We start from the raw sequence: 17410 nt of genomic DNA, 5'->3' as shown, positions 1-17410 counted from the left end.
AAATGGAAACAGCAGTAGTAACAATTAAAAATGGGATACCTGTCAGGCTAAAGGGTAAATCTCCTCAAATAAATGGTGCAAATTATCAAGTAACACCTACAGGATATAATATAAAAGGAGAGTTGCTTACCTTTAATTATAATGGAACTGATTATGTTTATATGGGTGAAATTGATTTTGAAGAATCACACCGTAAACATAAGAAATTTAAAACAGGCTATTGTAAGAATTTAGCATATGAAAATTATCGGAAAAATGAAAACCAGATTGATAACCTATTAAAACCTGAAAATTGGTTTGAAGATTTTGAGTTTGCTAAAAAAGGTGACTTATTCAAAAATGATAGAGTTGATTTAATTGGGAGTAAAACAGATAATTATAAAAAATATTTTATTTACACAAATTATGAATTTAAAATAAATAACACAGAATTAGATTTTAAAGATGTAAGTAAATATCCACTGGAAAACTTAGATATTAGTAGTCCTAATTATTGTAAAATCATTAGAAAAGATAGAGATCAGGAGTTTTCATATTCAAGTATAGAAGAAGGAAACTTTTTCACGAAGAATTTTAAAAATAGAATTGATTCATTAAATATATCTTCTTCGTATAAAGAAGTATTATATGAGGGAATTATTAAAATTTGTTTTAGAATTAATAAAATCTTTCTTGAGGTTTTAGATATTATAGCAATTGAAAAACTTTCAGATATTTTATATTTTATAAAAAATATACCGGCCGATAAAGATGTTCATAAGTATATAGATGAGGCATCTCCAATTACGACAAGTTATTTTACGAAAACAGATAAGACGATTGCTCATTTGTTGGTTGATTGGGGATATAAAGACTTAGCAAATACAAAAGAATTACCTTTTGATGTTAATATGGATCAGTTCTATCAAGGATTGTATAAACCGTTCCATAATTATTATAATGCTTTAGTGAACTTTTATCAAAATCTTGCTTATAAAAGTGAAATAAAGTTTTTTAAAGCTCCTAACTCCTTGCCTAATACTTGGAGCACAACTGTGCTAAGTGAACAAGATAAAAGTAGATTTGATTATTTAAGCATTGTATTACCATCAAGTGCAATTTCTTTATTGAATGTAACGGAAAGGCTTAATTTAATTAAAAATTATGTTGGACAAAAGAGTATTTCTAGAGAAGTTGAGTCCAATATTTTAAAAATTATACATTCGTTTTATCTCTCTCCCACTGATGGTGAAAAGTTTCTAGATTTTTTATTGGAAAGAAAAGATGGAAAGAGAACAAATTTTGAGGCATTATTCAACTTGTTTGATGATCACGATATTCAACAAATTTCGCCTGTAGTTGGTTTTTTTGCTGAAGGTAAAAAAAATAGAAGAAATTTTATTTATGCATTGTATAAGATTTGGAAAAATAGTAAATATGATTTTAGGTATATTCCATCCGGGATAACTCCTACTGGAGAAGGAACTAATCCAAATGCTTTTTTCCAAACTTCGGAAGGAGATAAATATTACAAACCAGATGGAGATGAAAAGACATTTGCCACTTTCGAATTTGGAACAATAGATCTTCCTCCCCAATATCCGGGTGATAGCCCTGGGATAGGGCTTTCTCAGCAGATTGAAAATAATTATTATATAGATAAAAAGCTTGATAATGAAATTGTTCACATTACAAGAGTAATTACTAATAATTTTCGTTCAGTTAATCAAGATGGGGTTTATATAGGAAATGAAGTGGGAGATCCAAAGTCTTGGCCAGCTCAAAAGGAACATATGTATTTACATCTTTACCAGCCTGTGAATATAGTAGGATATAAAGATTATGAAGATTTAAAAGATGTTCTTCCTAAAGATCCTATTATGCCAGCTTTTGTATATTATTATTGTGAAGAATATGATAGGCTTAAGGATATTAATGCAGCTTGGTCTTTAGGAATTGATGTTTCTACAGAAATATTATTATTTTTTGTATCCGGAGGAGCAAGTGTCATAAAAGACCTGAGATATCTTAAGTATGCAGTTAAAATCGGTAAAGCATTAAGGGCTACCGCGGCTTCTAATGAGGCTGTATTGGTACTAAGGGGAGCCGAAGTTGGATTTGAAGTAATTACCATTACAGTATCAATGTGCTTTTATGCTATGAACTATATAGCAACCACAAGTAATAGTGAAGCGGCAAAGCAATTAGCAAACCTTTTCTTTTGGTTAACAATGTTAGGTGCCGGTGCAACATTATATGCAAGAACAAAAGCAACAAAAGCAGCAAACAAAATAGCATCTAATCCTGCTCTTTACAATGCAGTTCCCAATGAGGTAAAATCGTTGATTGATAAACTTGTTGGAGCCGAAGCAGCTGCTATCACAGCAATTAAAGGTAGTTTGCATTCTAAATATCCCAAGCTATATGATAAGTTTATTGAATTATCAAATATCGGAGGTGTTGATTTTCAGAAAATCTTTTTAAATGAATTTTCTAAAGCAAATCCTGATTTATTTAAAAAATTAAATGACTATCCTGTATCTATTGATAATTGGAAAAGTCTATTTAATATGGCTATTAAAGATAGAAAAGATATTGATTTGTTAATTAACCAGGATCAATATGAAATTATTAAAAAGTTTTATATTGAACCTCCTCTTAGAAATATTTTAGAACCTCTTGAATATACTAAAAGGTGGTCTATATTAAATGATCCACATATTATAAATGGAAATGCTACATTATTTAATGCTTTTAAAAGCGATTCTAGTATTTTAAAAGGATGGATGCGATTTCAATTAGATCCAGAGTTAGCAGATGCTTTTAAAAAAATGGGGTCTCCTACTGATGTAGATAAGTTGATAATTCTATCTAAAAGATATGGAAAGGCTTCAGATTATGGATATGAAATGTTACGAACCTGTACTGTTATTAACAAAGAAGGAAAATCAATAATTATCACTGCAGAAAATAAAATGAAGAGGTTATTAGAGTTTCCAGAGGCAACACATAATGTTGATTATTACAATAACAGAAGAGTAGAATTAAATCCGCCAGATTTTTATGATGGAGCAACAGCAAGTACTTACAGAGTACATGAAACAGACAGCTTTATAAATGTAGAGTTAACTTATGGAGGAAAAGCTTTTCCTCCTACAGGAAGGCAAAACGGAGATATTTTTATGCAAGGAGGTATTTATCATAATAAGACACTAGATCCGTTAGGAATAACTCATAAACATCGTAATCTAGTTTTAAATCCAAAATTTTATCCAAAATTTTTAGGTGAATATGATTTAGCTACAAAAGTAGAAGAAGGTTTTCTAGGTTCAATTGCAGGGCATTTTAATAAAATTTCTAACCCAATTACTGGTAAGGATGCCTTAAATTTTGTGGTAATTGATTATAAATATTTTGATGAAATGTCAATAGCTATGGGACAACCAAGTGACTACTTTAAAAATTTCATAGATCAATTTATTTCACTAAATTTCTCTCATTTTAATAATAAATTAATAAAATTAAATTATGCCAACTAGTAAAATGTCATATAAAGAAGATAAAGGTTTTTGGATAGAAGAAAGCTTTATGCAATTAGTTTTTCATTATATCTATAAAGAATTAATAAAATCTCAATATAATCTTACAAATAAAAATCAATTATTAGAAGAAATGAAATTTGATATAGATGGTTATACTACTGGATCAATGTCATTGGGATGGAGAAGACTTATAGAGAGTAGTTCAGATATTCAAACTTTAATTCAGGTTTTAGAACATGTGAAATTAGATCTAAATAGTAAAGGAATGTATATTTCTGTTCAGGAATTACAAAATATACAAACTGAGGATAATGAATTTAAATATTATTATACTCATCCTTTTCCTATTTCAGGTCCTATCAAAATCGTAAATGCACTTATTCAAATGTTAAATGGTACTTGGACTGCTACAAACGAATATATAGAAATTGACATTGCTTAATCTATAGCATCAAATAATGAAATTACAAAATGAATTATTAAAACTTGTTTTATTATTTTTTATGGTGATCTAATCATAAATTGATAGCCTGTCAACTCGATTGAAACATTCTAACACCACGGGAAAATTAAGTAAATCCTACTTAATAAGGCTTTTGTTTGCCTAAACGAAAGCCTTCCACTCACCCAAACACAAAACTATTTTTATGTCAAATCAAACACCGGTAACACACAGGTATTACCCGAGGTTATCCTCTGTGGTTACAAAAGACGACATCCCGGACATTCTGGGATTTATAAAAGATGGGGTTACCAACCTCCTCGACACAATCTACTATAAAGATTTACAATATAGTAAAGGGCCAAAAGGAGACTCGGCTTTTTACAGTTTATCGATCGTTTCGAAAAGAATCGATATCGAAATTCCCGGAACAGGAATCGCTTTGGTTCTGAATCCGGATCTTAAAGACAATGATTCCAAAATTTCTGCATTCCCTATTACGGTTGAATACCAATGGAAGATCCTGGCGTATTTACGCTATTTCAGCTTAGGAAATTTTTCCTTTGAACCTCAACAGATCTTCGAGGTAGCGCTTAGAGTGCTCAACGTAACAGAAGAACAGGCGATTGCCCATTTTGTGAATACTTTTGTAAGACCTTCGGATCAGAATATTACCCCATTGATGCAATTTGTGAAGGATATTAATGCTTCACAGAATTTGGGACTTACATTACCATCCAATGCTACAACAGTTACAGAAGTGGTACAGGATATTTTTCACAAATCAGCAGGAAAATATGCTTCATTAGTTGCTTTTGCAACGTATCTTCTGACTAGTGATCTTCAGGAAACAGGAAATAAAGTAAAAACATTCTTTAAATCCCTGATGCCGCAGGATATTGATGAGTTCATCAAAGAAGTGGTAATTCCGAAATTTAAGGCCACCTTAATACTTTCTGCAGCGATCGAATTTCCAAGAAGTATTTTAAAGCCTGTAAATCCATTAAAGCACCCGACTGCCCCTTTAGAGGTTATAGAAGATGATACTAAAAAAGTAACCATAAGCTTTGGTGAAGCTTTATTCTATGCAGATACTGAAAAAGGTTTCGGTTATAATATGGATCTGGTTCTGAATATGAGCAATCCTGCTCAGATCGGTAATACAGGTTTTGTGATTGATATTCACAACCTGAAAATTGACCTCAGCAGAACGGAAAATATTGCTGAAGCTGATGCAGACGGAAGACCCAAGGAATTTATGGGGGTGTATATGGAATACACCGAGATTTTCCTTCCGAAAAAATGGTTTAAAAAGAAAAATCCTGAAGGGAATAAACAGCAGACCATCGGTATCTCAGCCAATCATATGCTGATCGGAACCGGAGGACTTTCAGGGAATATTGCCATTAGACCTACTTACGCCGTTAAAACTGAAGGAACCGAGACAACAGTTGTTGATTATTTCAGTAAGTTTTTTACACTTGATTATACTAATCTGAAAGTGAAATCCATGAGCAGTTCTAATGAAACAGCTATTCATAGCATGGATGAATTGAAGAATTTCATGAACGGTTTGGCATCGCCTTCTGAACTTAAGTTTGTTTATCCAATGGGATTAAGAACCGTTGCAGGAGATTATAGAGAATTCCAGAAAGAAGAAGACTATTATAAATTCCTGGCAAGTCTGTCTATGGATAGTCTTGATAATGATAACCGTACCTTATGGTTTAACCTTGGAAAAGATACCGACAAATCATGGGAATTAGGATTCAGTAAATTTGATATTGATTTCCACCAGGGGCAAGTGGTGCGTTCTTCATTACATGCTGGACTGAAAATCAAAAAATTCAAAGGTTATAATGGTCAGGACATGATCATTGATGTCGTTGGAGAATGGGAAAGCAAAGAAAATTTCAAACTTTCTGCTGCTATCCTGCCTTTCGGTCTGCCAATGAATCTTTTCGATATCCTTACATTTAATCTGCAAAGAGTAGAAATTGGGAAGAAAAATGACAACTTCTATATTGAAGCAGATACCAAAATTACTTTCCCTGAAGACACATTTGGAGAAAGGCTGTTAGGAAAAGAAGGAATTGATTTACCTGCTATCCGTTACTATGCTAATGGTAAATTTGAAATCGCCGGTGGAAGTTCTATTATTCCAACCAACCTTCATCTGAACTTAGGACCGGTACGTATGGCAGTTACAGCCATCCATATGGGAACCGTACAGCGTATGTATAAAGATAAAATGCGTACCTACAATTATATCGGATTTGATGGCGGGATCAATATCAACCCATTAGGCCTTGATGTAAGAGGAAATGGCGTTAAATATTATTATACAGCTGATAATGATGAAATGGTTGCGAAATACGGAGGAAGTGAAGGAGATTATAAAGATTCTTATTTCCATATCTCAACCCTTGAAGTGGATCTTGTCATTCCGGGAACGGCCAGTGCAACGTCTGCAGTAGCCATTATCAAAGGAGCTCTTACCATCCCAGAGCCAGGGGTATCTACAGAATATAGAGGGAAAGTTTCTCTTCAGCTGCCGAAAATGAATATTTCCGGTTCTGCAGAAATGGCTTTTGACCCTAAATATCCGGGTTTCCTGGTAGATGCAAGCGTTGAATTGCCATTTGTTATTCCATTAGGTTCATTTGGTATTTTTGGGTTCCGTGGACTTATCGGATACCGATATATTGCCCATAAAAAGGCCATCGGAATGACCGAAAATAATAGCTGGTACGACTATTATGTACATCCGCAGCGAGGAATCAATACGGATAAATTTATCGGACCTCAGCATACGCAGGAGTATAGCGCACCATTCTCTTTTGGAGCAGGAGCTTCCCTGGCAACCTTAGATGGTCGTCTTGCCTCATTGCGTGCAATGGTATTGCTTTCAGTACCGAGTATGTTCGCGATTGATGCCGGATTAACGATCATCAGTGAACGTCTTGGACTGACTGAAGATGACCCTAAAGTTCCGCCATTCTATGCATACGTAATTGTAGGTGACAATTCACTGGAAATTGGAGCAGGGGGTAACTTCCAGCTCAACAAAAATAACGGTTCATTTATTGACATTAAGGCTGAAGTTCAGATGGGCTTCTTCTTTAAAAACCAAAAACCATGGTATGTCAATTTCGGAACAAGAGAGAAACCAATCAGAGCCAGTCTGTTTAAAGACTCGGTGAATATCCGGGCAGAATCTTATCTGATGATTGCCGCCAAAGGAATTGAAGCCGGAGCAAGGGTAGACTTTAACCTGAATCTGATCATTGTAAAAGTTTACGCCGCTATTGAAGTGGGGGCTCACATCAGTTTTGAAAGACCTCAGGTAGGAGGATATATTTACGTGGAAGGGGGAGCAGAGATCAATCTTTTCATTGTAAGTGTGTCATTATTTGTCTCTATTTATTTCAGAGTAGAACTTATATTACCGTTCCTGATTTTGGCACAACTTAAATTAGAACTCAAAGTCAGGTTGGGGATCTTTAAAATTAAGTTTAAAGTTAATTTAAGCATCAAATGGGAGAAAAATCCTGATGTAGATACAAGCGCAGTTCCTCCTCTTACGCATGAATCAGATCCGCCACATATTGATTACCCTAAAGTAGAACGACTGAAAAATGCGGTGAAAGGAGTTCATATGTTGACCAATGAAACCTTTGATCTTCCTGTGGTACAGGTTAATAATGTTCCATTGCCAGCAATTAAAGATCACGAAAAACTGCCTACAATTCCATTGGATACCTATATCGATATTAAAATTGAAAAAGGGCTTATTCCAACTGCAGCTGCAGGTGAGAAAATTGGAGGACATACCAGCGGAGCCACTGAATATACAGATTTGATCCCACCTCATAAAACGCAGCCGGGAGGTCACGTACTTCGACAGGTGAAACATCAGTATTCCCTTGAAGATGTAGAGATTAAAATTCTTAATAAACAGGGAACTGCATGGAACAAATATAATCCTTACCGAGCAGTATTAACTGACACTGAGGCAAACAATATCGGTAATATTGATAAATTTAAATTAGGATTCTGGCAGAAAATAAATGGAAAGTATGATACCATCAGAATTTTGGCGTCTACACCATTCTCATTCTTAGATTCTGCACAGCCGGGATGGTTTATTCCTGAGCAATACGGAATTACAGCTTCTTCTCTATTCTGTACGAAAACAGAAAAGGTATGGCATGAGTCTAATGTGTTGGACAAAACTGTAGGAACGGTTTATAACCAACCGGCAGGAGCTCCGTATAACTTAATTAATGGAGCGTATTACAACCTCTTGGGAACAGTATCAGATGATACAGACTATATGGTGGTTTCCAATGCATCCAATCCACATAATGAGCCGAAGTCGTTGAAGATGACCAATGGAAATACAATGGTTGTTCTGCTTCCGGAATCTTCTGCAGAAGTAAGGTTATTACTTTCTACTATGGCAAGTAAGGTGACCATCAGATATTATAAAGATGTATTCTCTAATGCGGTTTATCAGAATTATGCTTTGATTGCAGAAGTAACCAAGACTAAAGCAGAATTGGGATCAGAGCTTGCTTATAATTCAGTTAATTATGGAGGTCAGTATGTAAGCAAGATTGAAATTATACCATATAATGTCAACCAGCAGGAGATCGATGATATCAACGCACAGATAGATCAGATTTGGGCCAATGCAATCGCCAATACAACGGGTGAAGTAACCCGCATTATTCTTTCTGAGGAAGAACAGAGGGAATATGATAGACTTCTTGAGATATTGGTAAAACTGAAAGCAGGAGGCTGTACTATTTCTGAGTGTAAAGAGCTTGATTTTAACGTAATGCATGTGCAAAATAACTATAACGGATTCGGAAATGGAGTAGTGAACTTTAACATGTCTAAGGTAGCAACTAAATGGGCAGATTATGAAGTTCCATATAAAATGATAACAGGAGGAGATACTCCGCCATTTGTGGACTTCAATACCCATTCTGTAATCTTCTTATTTTTACCTGCCAGGTTTAGTTCTCAGGTAATTAAGCATAATAGTATTATTACAAAAATTACAGATAAAGCAGATGGTATTGATATTTGCTACTCAAGTGATTATCCGAAAGAAGATACTACTAAAGCAGTGATCATTAAAGTGAGTAGAACGACTCAGAAACCTCTTAACCTGAAATTTACTCCTGATTGTGGGTGTGTTCCAAAGGAAGAGTCATGTGTAAAAGATACGAGACTGTGTAATTTCCTTACCAATCTTATGAAACAACTGAATACTTGTATTCAGAATTATGGAGGTGACGATGTATCAGAGCTACGTAGCAATCGAAAATGTTTTGATGTCTTTATCAAAAATATCTATGATTTTGATAGTGCAAATATCGATTATGGTTTGATTGAGAATAATCCGGAATTAAAAAATCTCTTAGAAAAATTGAAGATGCATTTGAATACAACTGGTGCTACAATGTCAGAAGCATTGATGCTGACTAAAAAAATCAGTGATATCATCTTTAATCTTGGGAATTGTGGTTGCACAGATGACAATAATGATCCTGGAAATACAGTGACGAATTGTTATACTTTATTCCACAAAGTGAAATGGATTACAGCGGAAGAGCATGAATACCAGCAGACCATCCCATCACAACCTGCTGTACAGGCTGATATGCAATTGATGCAGGAAGCAATGAGTAAGGTGGTACAGCCAGTCTGGAGACCAAACAGTGTATACTATATCAATCTTAAACTGAAAGATAATGTAAACGGGGATACACCACATATCATTGATTATTATTTTGCCTTTAAAACAGCTGGACCTATTGGACACTTTGAGAAGAAAAATGACAAATACATTGAAAAACTTAAAGATGCTGATGGAAATCTGACAAATAAAAAGAAAAATATAGATGAATACCCTATTACTTCTCTAAAATCATATATCGATCTAAAAAAATCATATCCTAATGTAGACGGAGATCTTTTAATGTCAAAACCATTATTCTATGGTCATAAGCAATGTAAAATAGAATTCTTCTTCACCAAGCCTTATATCTATAATATGCTTAAGAACTGGTCTGAACATCCAGAAATGGGAGTGAAGGGAATTATGGGAAGCATCAATATGGTGATCAAAGATCCTATAACGAATGTGAGTATTCCATATCCTCTACCTGAAGACTGGAAGAAAAATGAAACTGTACCAGGAGTGATACCAGACTGGAGTGAAAATGATCCAAATCTACCGTTGGGTATTCAGCAGATGCTGAACTATGTGAATCATGTTAACCAAGGGAACTCTGGTATAGCTTGTAGCATTGATCTGGGAAAACCTGTTAAGCCAAAATCATATAAGTATTCAGTAGAGCTTACAGATCTGCATCCGGAAAAATTATACACAGCGATGGTTTTCAATGCCTTTGATGATGATGGAGACGGGAAGTATAAGACGCAGCCTGCCCCTACAACGGAAGATCCGGAAAAAGTATACGAAGAGAACCAGAAGATCCATGAGTTTGTATTCAGAACTTCAAGATACAGGGACTTTAAAGAGCAGGTAGAAAGTTATCAACTGAAAGAATACGATGATAAAAACGTAGTGATAGGACAGAAAGAGGCTATATATGAAGTGAAAGCAGATCTTAAACAACAACAGCTTAATGATCTCTATATTTTAGCTTCAGAAGGTGCTGAAAATCCAAATTTAAAAGCATTATCTAATACCTATTCAGAGCCGTTTGACCGTGCTTTTGAAGGAGTTATGGGACTAAAACCATTAAATCCTCCTACCCATACAGAATTTGTCAAAATAGTGAATTCCAATAATGATGTGGTCGCTTTACTGATAAGAAACCCGGAACCATTTAATGATCCGAGAATTCCACTGGATGATATGAAGGAATGTCTTAAGGTTCTTAATGCCTTAAACAAGCATAATGATAACTTCCAGCTCATCTATGCGAAAGATTATTCTCAGATTTTAGTGGTGCATAAAAGCAATAAGATCCAGGATCAGAAATTAAAACTGCAGTTCATGTATAAATCATGGGATGGATCAGCTTATACTGAAGTTACGGAAAGCAGAGTGACAATCAACGAATTAAAACTAAACAATTAATTAAATCTAAAATGAGTTTTTTTAAAAATTATAATTATTCAGGTTCTAGTGCAGTAGTTAACTCTTCTGCGAATAACCAGGGATATGTAATGCAGGTAGGAGCCATAAATACATCAGGAAATGTATCAGGAAACGTATCCGGGTTGATTACAGTTCTTGATAAAATTGGTAATGTACAATGGAGTAAAACCTTTCAACCTATTCAGGCAGCACGTACTACTTTTCACAAAGTACTGCCTTTCAAAGATGGTGATTTTGCTGTGATAGGACTAACTTCCTACACAACTCCAGTTGTGATGAGAATCAAAGGAAATGGAGAAATATTATGGTGTAAAAGCTTTCCATCCATCAAAACCGATGATAGCCGTATGTATGCTGCAGTATTTGTCGATTCAATGGTTTATCTAACTTTTAAAGATATAGAAACAGGGATCTGTGGAACTCTTTTATTAGGTTGGGATGGAGATATAGAGTCAAGAACAGATATTATTAATAACAGTAACTCAGGGGCAACCCTGGACGTTACTGGGATTAGTACTTACAGTGAGCTGGTTTTTATCAGCGCAAATGAAGAAACTACCGATGGAGTGAAACGTGGAATACGTTTATCCGGACAGGTGAATACCCCAGTGGATACTGCTGTATATGTTTCAACAGGCGGAACACCTATCGTACTGAATGGAATTTATTGCAGACGAGCTAAGATTTCATATGAGGTATATATGTCAGGGAGAGTTAATAATATTCCTGTATTGGTATCAGCTAATAAGAATGTGTTTTTATATGGAGCCTGGGAAGGCAAATGGGCAACATTTACCTTTGGAAAAGACTTTTTCTATGCTAGCGTAGATAATGGGCAAAATTTTAGCTTTTCTCTATATGCAGATCCTGTATCTGGTTATAATCCAATCTGGGTTAAAAAAGCTAATGGTAGAGAGCTTATTATTGATCAAATTAATGGCAATGAAGTGACAATTAGAGGTTTTTATAATGGTCGTTTTACAGGACTTGTAGACAATACAATTAATACCTGTAACACTTCTCAGAATAATAAATTTCAGTTGTCAGAAAAAGATCTTAAACTCAACAATGCTCCTTATCGTTGTGTCAGTGTAGATGTACAGAAAAAGGATTTTGATTTTAATATTACAGACAATTTACGTACTGATGGAGATGCATGTAATGGAAATGGTGGCAATGGAACAGAGATCACTTTCAATGAATTTTCAGGATTACAAACCCCTAATTTCTACCTTCAGGCTGCAGGATCCAAAGGAGAGGACAGTACCAAAGGAATCCACCTGAGATGGGGATTCGGAGGTAAATTAGGAGAAAATCACCTTCCTAAAGGAAAACTGGCAGGTACCAAAAGCAATTTCAACAAACCTAGTGACTTTGTCAATGTATACAGAGCACCTTATGAAAGGAAAATCTTCAATTTAGAGCTTGTACAAATACCTCAGCTTATTGATGACAATAAGAAGATGTGGGTCTATAAGTTTAATAATGACAGTAGAATTTTTTATGTCTATTTTAAAAATAAAATAAAATACGCACAGGCAAGACTTTTTGCAGATCCGATGTCTGATCCTCTTAAATTCATGCAGTTATATGGTGAAGAAATTATTGAGGTTTTGTGTAAAACAGATATTTTCTTTGCTGCAAGTTTTAAAACGGATCAGCTGCAGTCGAATTCAAGAGTGGATTTGGAAGCACTTTCTGTAGAAGGGCCGAATAACATCTCTCAGCAGCAGCTTTCATACAGAAAAGCACTTTATGTTGATGACCTTGCCCATACCTATTTCAATGCAGAAAACGGGAAAACATTGCGTTTCAGAGCTGCTAACTGTGTGATTACCGAAATTCAATTTGAATTCTATTCAGATTTTATCATCAGTAGAAATCAGGCTAACGCATGGGAGCTGATGGGAGAATTTTCCCTTACTGATAAAAGAGAGGTAGCTTTGGAAAGGCTAGACCCTTTACCTAACGAGAACCCTGTTCATGGAGCATGGCTAAGATATAATGATAAAGCTTATGTAAATACTGAAAATTATCATAAAAAATGGGAACATGATTCTACCGGTCCTTTAGACAGAGATATTCAAACAGTAGTTCAAAGATATATAGAGCTGAGTAATGATCAGCAGAATCCAAAAGGGAATGAAACCATTTCTATCAACCTATCACCTACAGGTTCTCAACAGGTGGTTGAGGTGAGTACAGATGCACCTCAGGAAGGGGATATGCAGGTTTCCAATCTGGATATTTTAAATATTGCTGCCCTGGATTACCACGTAGCAAGAATGCTGGGATTAGGATATCTTGATATCAAAGAAGAAGTTTTCGGAAACGAATATATCTATATCGCAGAATATTATACCAATAAAAATCTGGATATCAATTCGGAGGATAAAAGCTATCAGTTACTTTCTATGTCTCTTCCTGTTTCTACAGAAATTGAAAGACTTTCTTTGCCTGTAAAACTGTTGAAACTGAATAAAGGAATGGATTCTGATAATCCACAGTCTGCAGGATTGTATAATGCAGAGGGATATTCTCATAATGGAAAATACCGTTACATCAGTATTTATAATCACCAGATTCCTGAACTTGAAGTAAACCCTGCTTTCTTTGGATCAACTCAGAAATTTGATGCCTCTTCATTTACGGTTCCTGTATATGCAGGTCTTGAATACCGTGTGGTAGAACCTGGAAAAACTGATGATTTTAATTGGATCAAGCCGGAATTATGCCATGATACAAAATATTATAACGTAGATGACCAGGCTAATTCTTTTGAAACATTGCCTCTTCAGATTCCGAATACTTATGCTCCATTATATATGCATAAGCAGGATAAAAGTGGAACTTACTTTTATAAAGGATATGGAATCAACTGGTTCTCAAGAGCACAGGTTGGAGGTGAAGAACTGTCAATTGATACCAAAATTAAACCCAATAACAGGTTATTGCCTCCAACGGCAACAACAGCTTTCCTTATCCAGAAAGAAAATCCTGTAACATTGACTTCTGAAGGAGAGCAGATTCGCAGAGGTGCAATTGGAGGTACAGATAAAACATTGGTAAGATTAGGCTTTGATCATCATATTTATCAGGATGAAATTGTATATCCTATTCCATTTGATTCTACGTTGGATGAAGACTATTATTTGGATCCGAATGCTATTTTTCCGGATGATAAAGAAGTAATGGCAGATGAAGTGGAGATCTTCTACAGAAATTATACCATGAAAGAGATTTCTGCGAAAGTATCAAATATACAGCATCACCCAAGTAATCAACTTTTGGCAGAGATTGAAACTGTAGATTATATTCTTCCAAGTTCAGGAGGAACTATTCCTGCGGGATCTCCTAATCCTGCGCAGCCTTCAATTCCGGAACATATTTTAAGATCAGAGATTCCGGCAGGAACAACGATCAATGATTTTATCGGAGGTATTTTCTTATTGGATGGTGAAAGTTATATCATCAACGGTATTGAAGTAAAACCTTCAGGATTGAAATTTACAGTGTTTAAAAAAGCACCAAGTGCCGCTATTATTTCTGGTACTTCACCAGTCATCGATCAGAGCAGTCTTGTACTTCCTGCATTCAGTCCCGGTACTGAAGGATTGTTCAACGCTACTGAAAATATGCAGAATACACCAACCTGGGGGCCAAAAAATCCAAACTCACTGAAAGTGAAAATTGGAACCAATGATTGGAAAATCCACAGAGAGATTATTCATACACAGCAATCAGACGGATCCATTCAGAGATTCCTTGAAAAGAGTAGAGGGTTCTGGAAAAAAGCCAAAGTGGAAAAACATTTTGAACAAATTGAAAAATATCAGAATAGTAAGGAGAAAGTCATTAAATATCCACTTCCTTATCCTATGGTCCATCAGGGAGTTTATAAAATAACATTCCCAGGGTTCCAGCTGGCTCAGCATGCACAGTTTTCAGATACTATGAACTCTGTAGAATGGATGAATGGAATTGTTAGGCTATTTACCAGAGAAAATTACAATGCTGGTAAGCCTAAAGAATCCAGATCTATTTTTAAAGTGGTGAAAATAGAAAATATTGGAAAACCTAAGGATCTTGTAGTCTATGTATATGATGAAAACTTCAGGTTCCATGAAGACAGCAATACTCATTTACCTGTATTTGACTATGACCCTGCTTACGTGCCATCGTTGCCTTCATTTCCGAAAGCCCCACCTGCACTTCCTACAGCTCCGGTTATTGGAAATGATCTGGAAGTTAATTACTATCCTTCTTACAGGGTGTACCTGTATAAGAATGAAGCTAACAATTTAGTAGAGGATGCTGTTTTACCTTCTGAAAATGAAGATGTAAGATATTCGATCTTTGGATTTAAAAGTGTAGATCACGACAATGTGGATATGCAGGGAATTCAATACAAATCTAAGTTCAGTGTTCCTGCCGTGATGTTTGCCAATAGAATTGTAGAACCTAAGAAACCAAGAAAGCCAAAAGGTTCTCAGTATGCAACAAGGCCGGATAAATTCGGGAAATCAACCTATAGCTTTATTACAGAATATGATCATAAACCATATTCAGTACAGTTTTTCAGAGCAAATAATGCAGTATTACTGGCTTCCCTATATGAACCGGAGAAGATTAAGGAAATTAAAAACAGTCTTAATGCTCTTGGAGGTAATGATGAAGAGTTTTTCAATGACAGATGGATGAATTTTGTGGATTTTGATATGCTTTGTGATAAAAATGCAACAACATTTGAAGCACTTCCACCAGACGGTCCTGTAAAATTCACCATGCCACTTCCGAACAGTAAAATATTCTTTGATGCCATTAATTATTTTATTAAAAATCACAATGATCATTTTAAACTGGAAGTAGGGCAGAGCGGATATGCTAAGCAATTGGATGAAATAAAGTGGAAAAATGGCGAGTACCTGATTAAACAAATTGTGATTGAAGCTGTTCCAGGTGAATCGGATGAATTACGTTTAGGACATTTTATCAAAGAAGCAATGACCAACTGTTTCCTGCCTCTTACAGAAGTGCCTCTTATTTATCAGCAGATTCATAATTTTAATTTCAACAGTCTGAAAGGACACAGACCTAAAAATAAAAAGCAGAATATCAGGGATGCTTCAGGGTATTTACTGCCTACGAATCATAAAGACTTTGACATGGCACCAATGGCAGCTATATACAGTCAGGGACAAGGCGGAACTGCTCATTCAACACTGTTTACCGATTTTACCCTTGATGGTGCTTCGGATAACTTCTACTTCTACGGAGTAAGAGAATTAGGAAATCAAATGCAGATGGGTGAGTTCAGTAAGTTCCAGGGACCTATTAAACTGGTTAATACCAATCCTGCTGAACCACCAAAGATTCTAAGTTTATTGCCGGTTGTAGACAATGCAACATTAGGAATTTCAGCCAAAGTAAGAATTGAAATCAATTCTTATACAGATGTACACAAGATCAATGAAATCTCTATTTACAGGGCAACTAACAAACTGGATTCAGATTCCATATTAAGCATGAAACACATTAAAAACGTGAAGATTGCTGATGTAGAAGTGAATCCTGAAAACGGATCATGGAAGGTGTATGACGAATTTGAAGATCTGGATGAGAAACCTTATGGAGATGCACTTTTCTATCGTGTAGTAGCCTCCAGAAAAGTGGAGTATACCACAACAGATTATGCTGTTTCACCTCCGGTTGCTAAGAATGTACAGGAACAGGCCCCATCGTTACCTTCAAAGACTACGGTAACTATGCTGGTAGAAAACTATAATCCACCAGCCCCAGTGTTGAGATACCATTCTGAGCCAGTAGAATCGGATGTGATCAATTGGGTAATCCTATCCTGGGATCAGGTTTGTTATAAAGGGAAATACCACCTGTATAAAATGGGCCCTGTAGGGAACTGGAAAGAAATTGCCAGAATAGATACAGATGAAAAAGATACTTCAAAAGCCAAATTGTATCTGTATGGGAATAATCCGGCAACCAATAAAGAAGAATGGTTCTTTGCAGAAACATTTGATATGACTGGAAATGAGTTTTTCCTTCCTGTAGAAAAATTGGGTCTGGATCCTATGAAGATTAAAGATGAAGAAGGAAGAGTCCTTTATCAGCACTTCAAAATGGTAGCTCAGAATACCTCTAATATGTTCAGTACTGAAGAAAAGATCCTTACGATATACAAAGAAGAAACATGGACGGATGTCGGTGGAATTTCTCATGACGGAACAGATGGAATGATTTTACAGGGAACTTTCATTGTAAGACCTTAATTAACCTTTCACACAA

The 17410-nt window shown here is 35.4% G+C and carries 4 protein-coding genes; all 4 read left to right on the top strand.

Translation table 11 applies throughout. The features are described 5' to 3' along the window. Positions 1–2 precede the first annotated feature (2 nt). The 4 genes from BLS98_RS14815 (at position 3) to BLS98_RS14800 (ending at position 17394) form a co-directional block, all read left to right on the top strand. The gene (locus BLS98_RS14815; protein WP_089737267.1) at positions 3–3518 is read left to right on the top strand and encodes a hypothetical protein; all 3516 of its coding nucleotides are present in this window, start codon (positions 3–5) and stop codon (positions 3516–3518) included. Continuing rightward, positions 3508–3963, top strand: coding sequence for a hypothetical protein (locus tag BLS98_RS14810; RefSeq protein ID WP_089737266.1), 456 nt, complete (start codon positions 3508–3510; stop codon positions 3961–3963). Before BLS98_RS14815 ends, BLS98_RS14810 begins: the two co-directional genes overlap by 11 nt. Positions 3964–4168: 205 nt before the next feature. Continuing rightward, positions 4169–11086: a hypothetical protein gene (locus BLS98_RS14805; protein ID WP_089737265.1), complete on the top strand. Its 6918-nt coding sequence runs from the start codon at positions 4169–4171 to the stop codon at positions 11084–11086. A gap of 11 nt (positions 11087–11097) precedes the next feature. Further along, the gene (locus tag BLS98_RS14800; RefSeq protein WP_089737264.1) at positions 11098–17394 is read left to right on the top strand and encodes a hypothetical protein; all 6297 of its coding nucleotides are present in this window, start codon (positions 11098–11100) and stop codon (positions 17392–17394) included. The last annotated feature ends 16 nt before the right edge of the window (positions 17395–17410 follow it).

The sequence above is a fragment of the Chryseobacterium jejuense genome (assembly GCF_900100075.1).
GTDB lineage: Bacteria > Bacteroidota > Bacteroidia > Flavobacteriales > Weeksellaceae > Chryseobacterium > Chryseobacterium jejuense.
The sequence above is the reverse complement of the archived record's forward strand: the minus strand, read 5'-3'. Positions and strand labels throughout refer to the sequence as shown.

What these genes read in the sequence shown, in the direction of transcription:
- BLS98_RS14815 (WP_089737267.1), top strand. Translation starts at nt 3, where the DNA reads ATGGAAACAGCAGTAGTAACAATTAAAAATGGGATACCTGTCAGGCTA.
- BLS98_RS14810 (WP_089737266.1), top strand. Translation starts at nt 3,508, where the DNA reads ATGCCAACTAGTAAAATGTCATATAAAGAAGATAAAGGTTTTTGGATA.
- BLS98_RS14805 (WP_089737265.1), top strand. Translation starts at nt 4,169, where the DNA reads ATGTCAAATCAAACACCGGTAACACACAGGTATTACCCGAGGTTATCC.
- BLS98_RS14800 (WP_089737264.1), top strand. Translation starts at nt 11,098, where the DNA reads ATGAGTTTTTTTAAAAATTATAATTATTCAGGTTCTAGTGCAGTAGTT.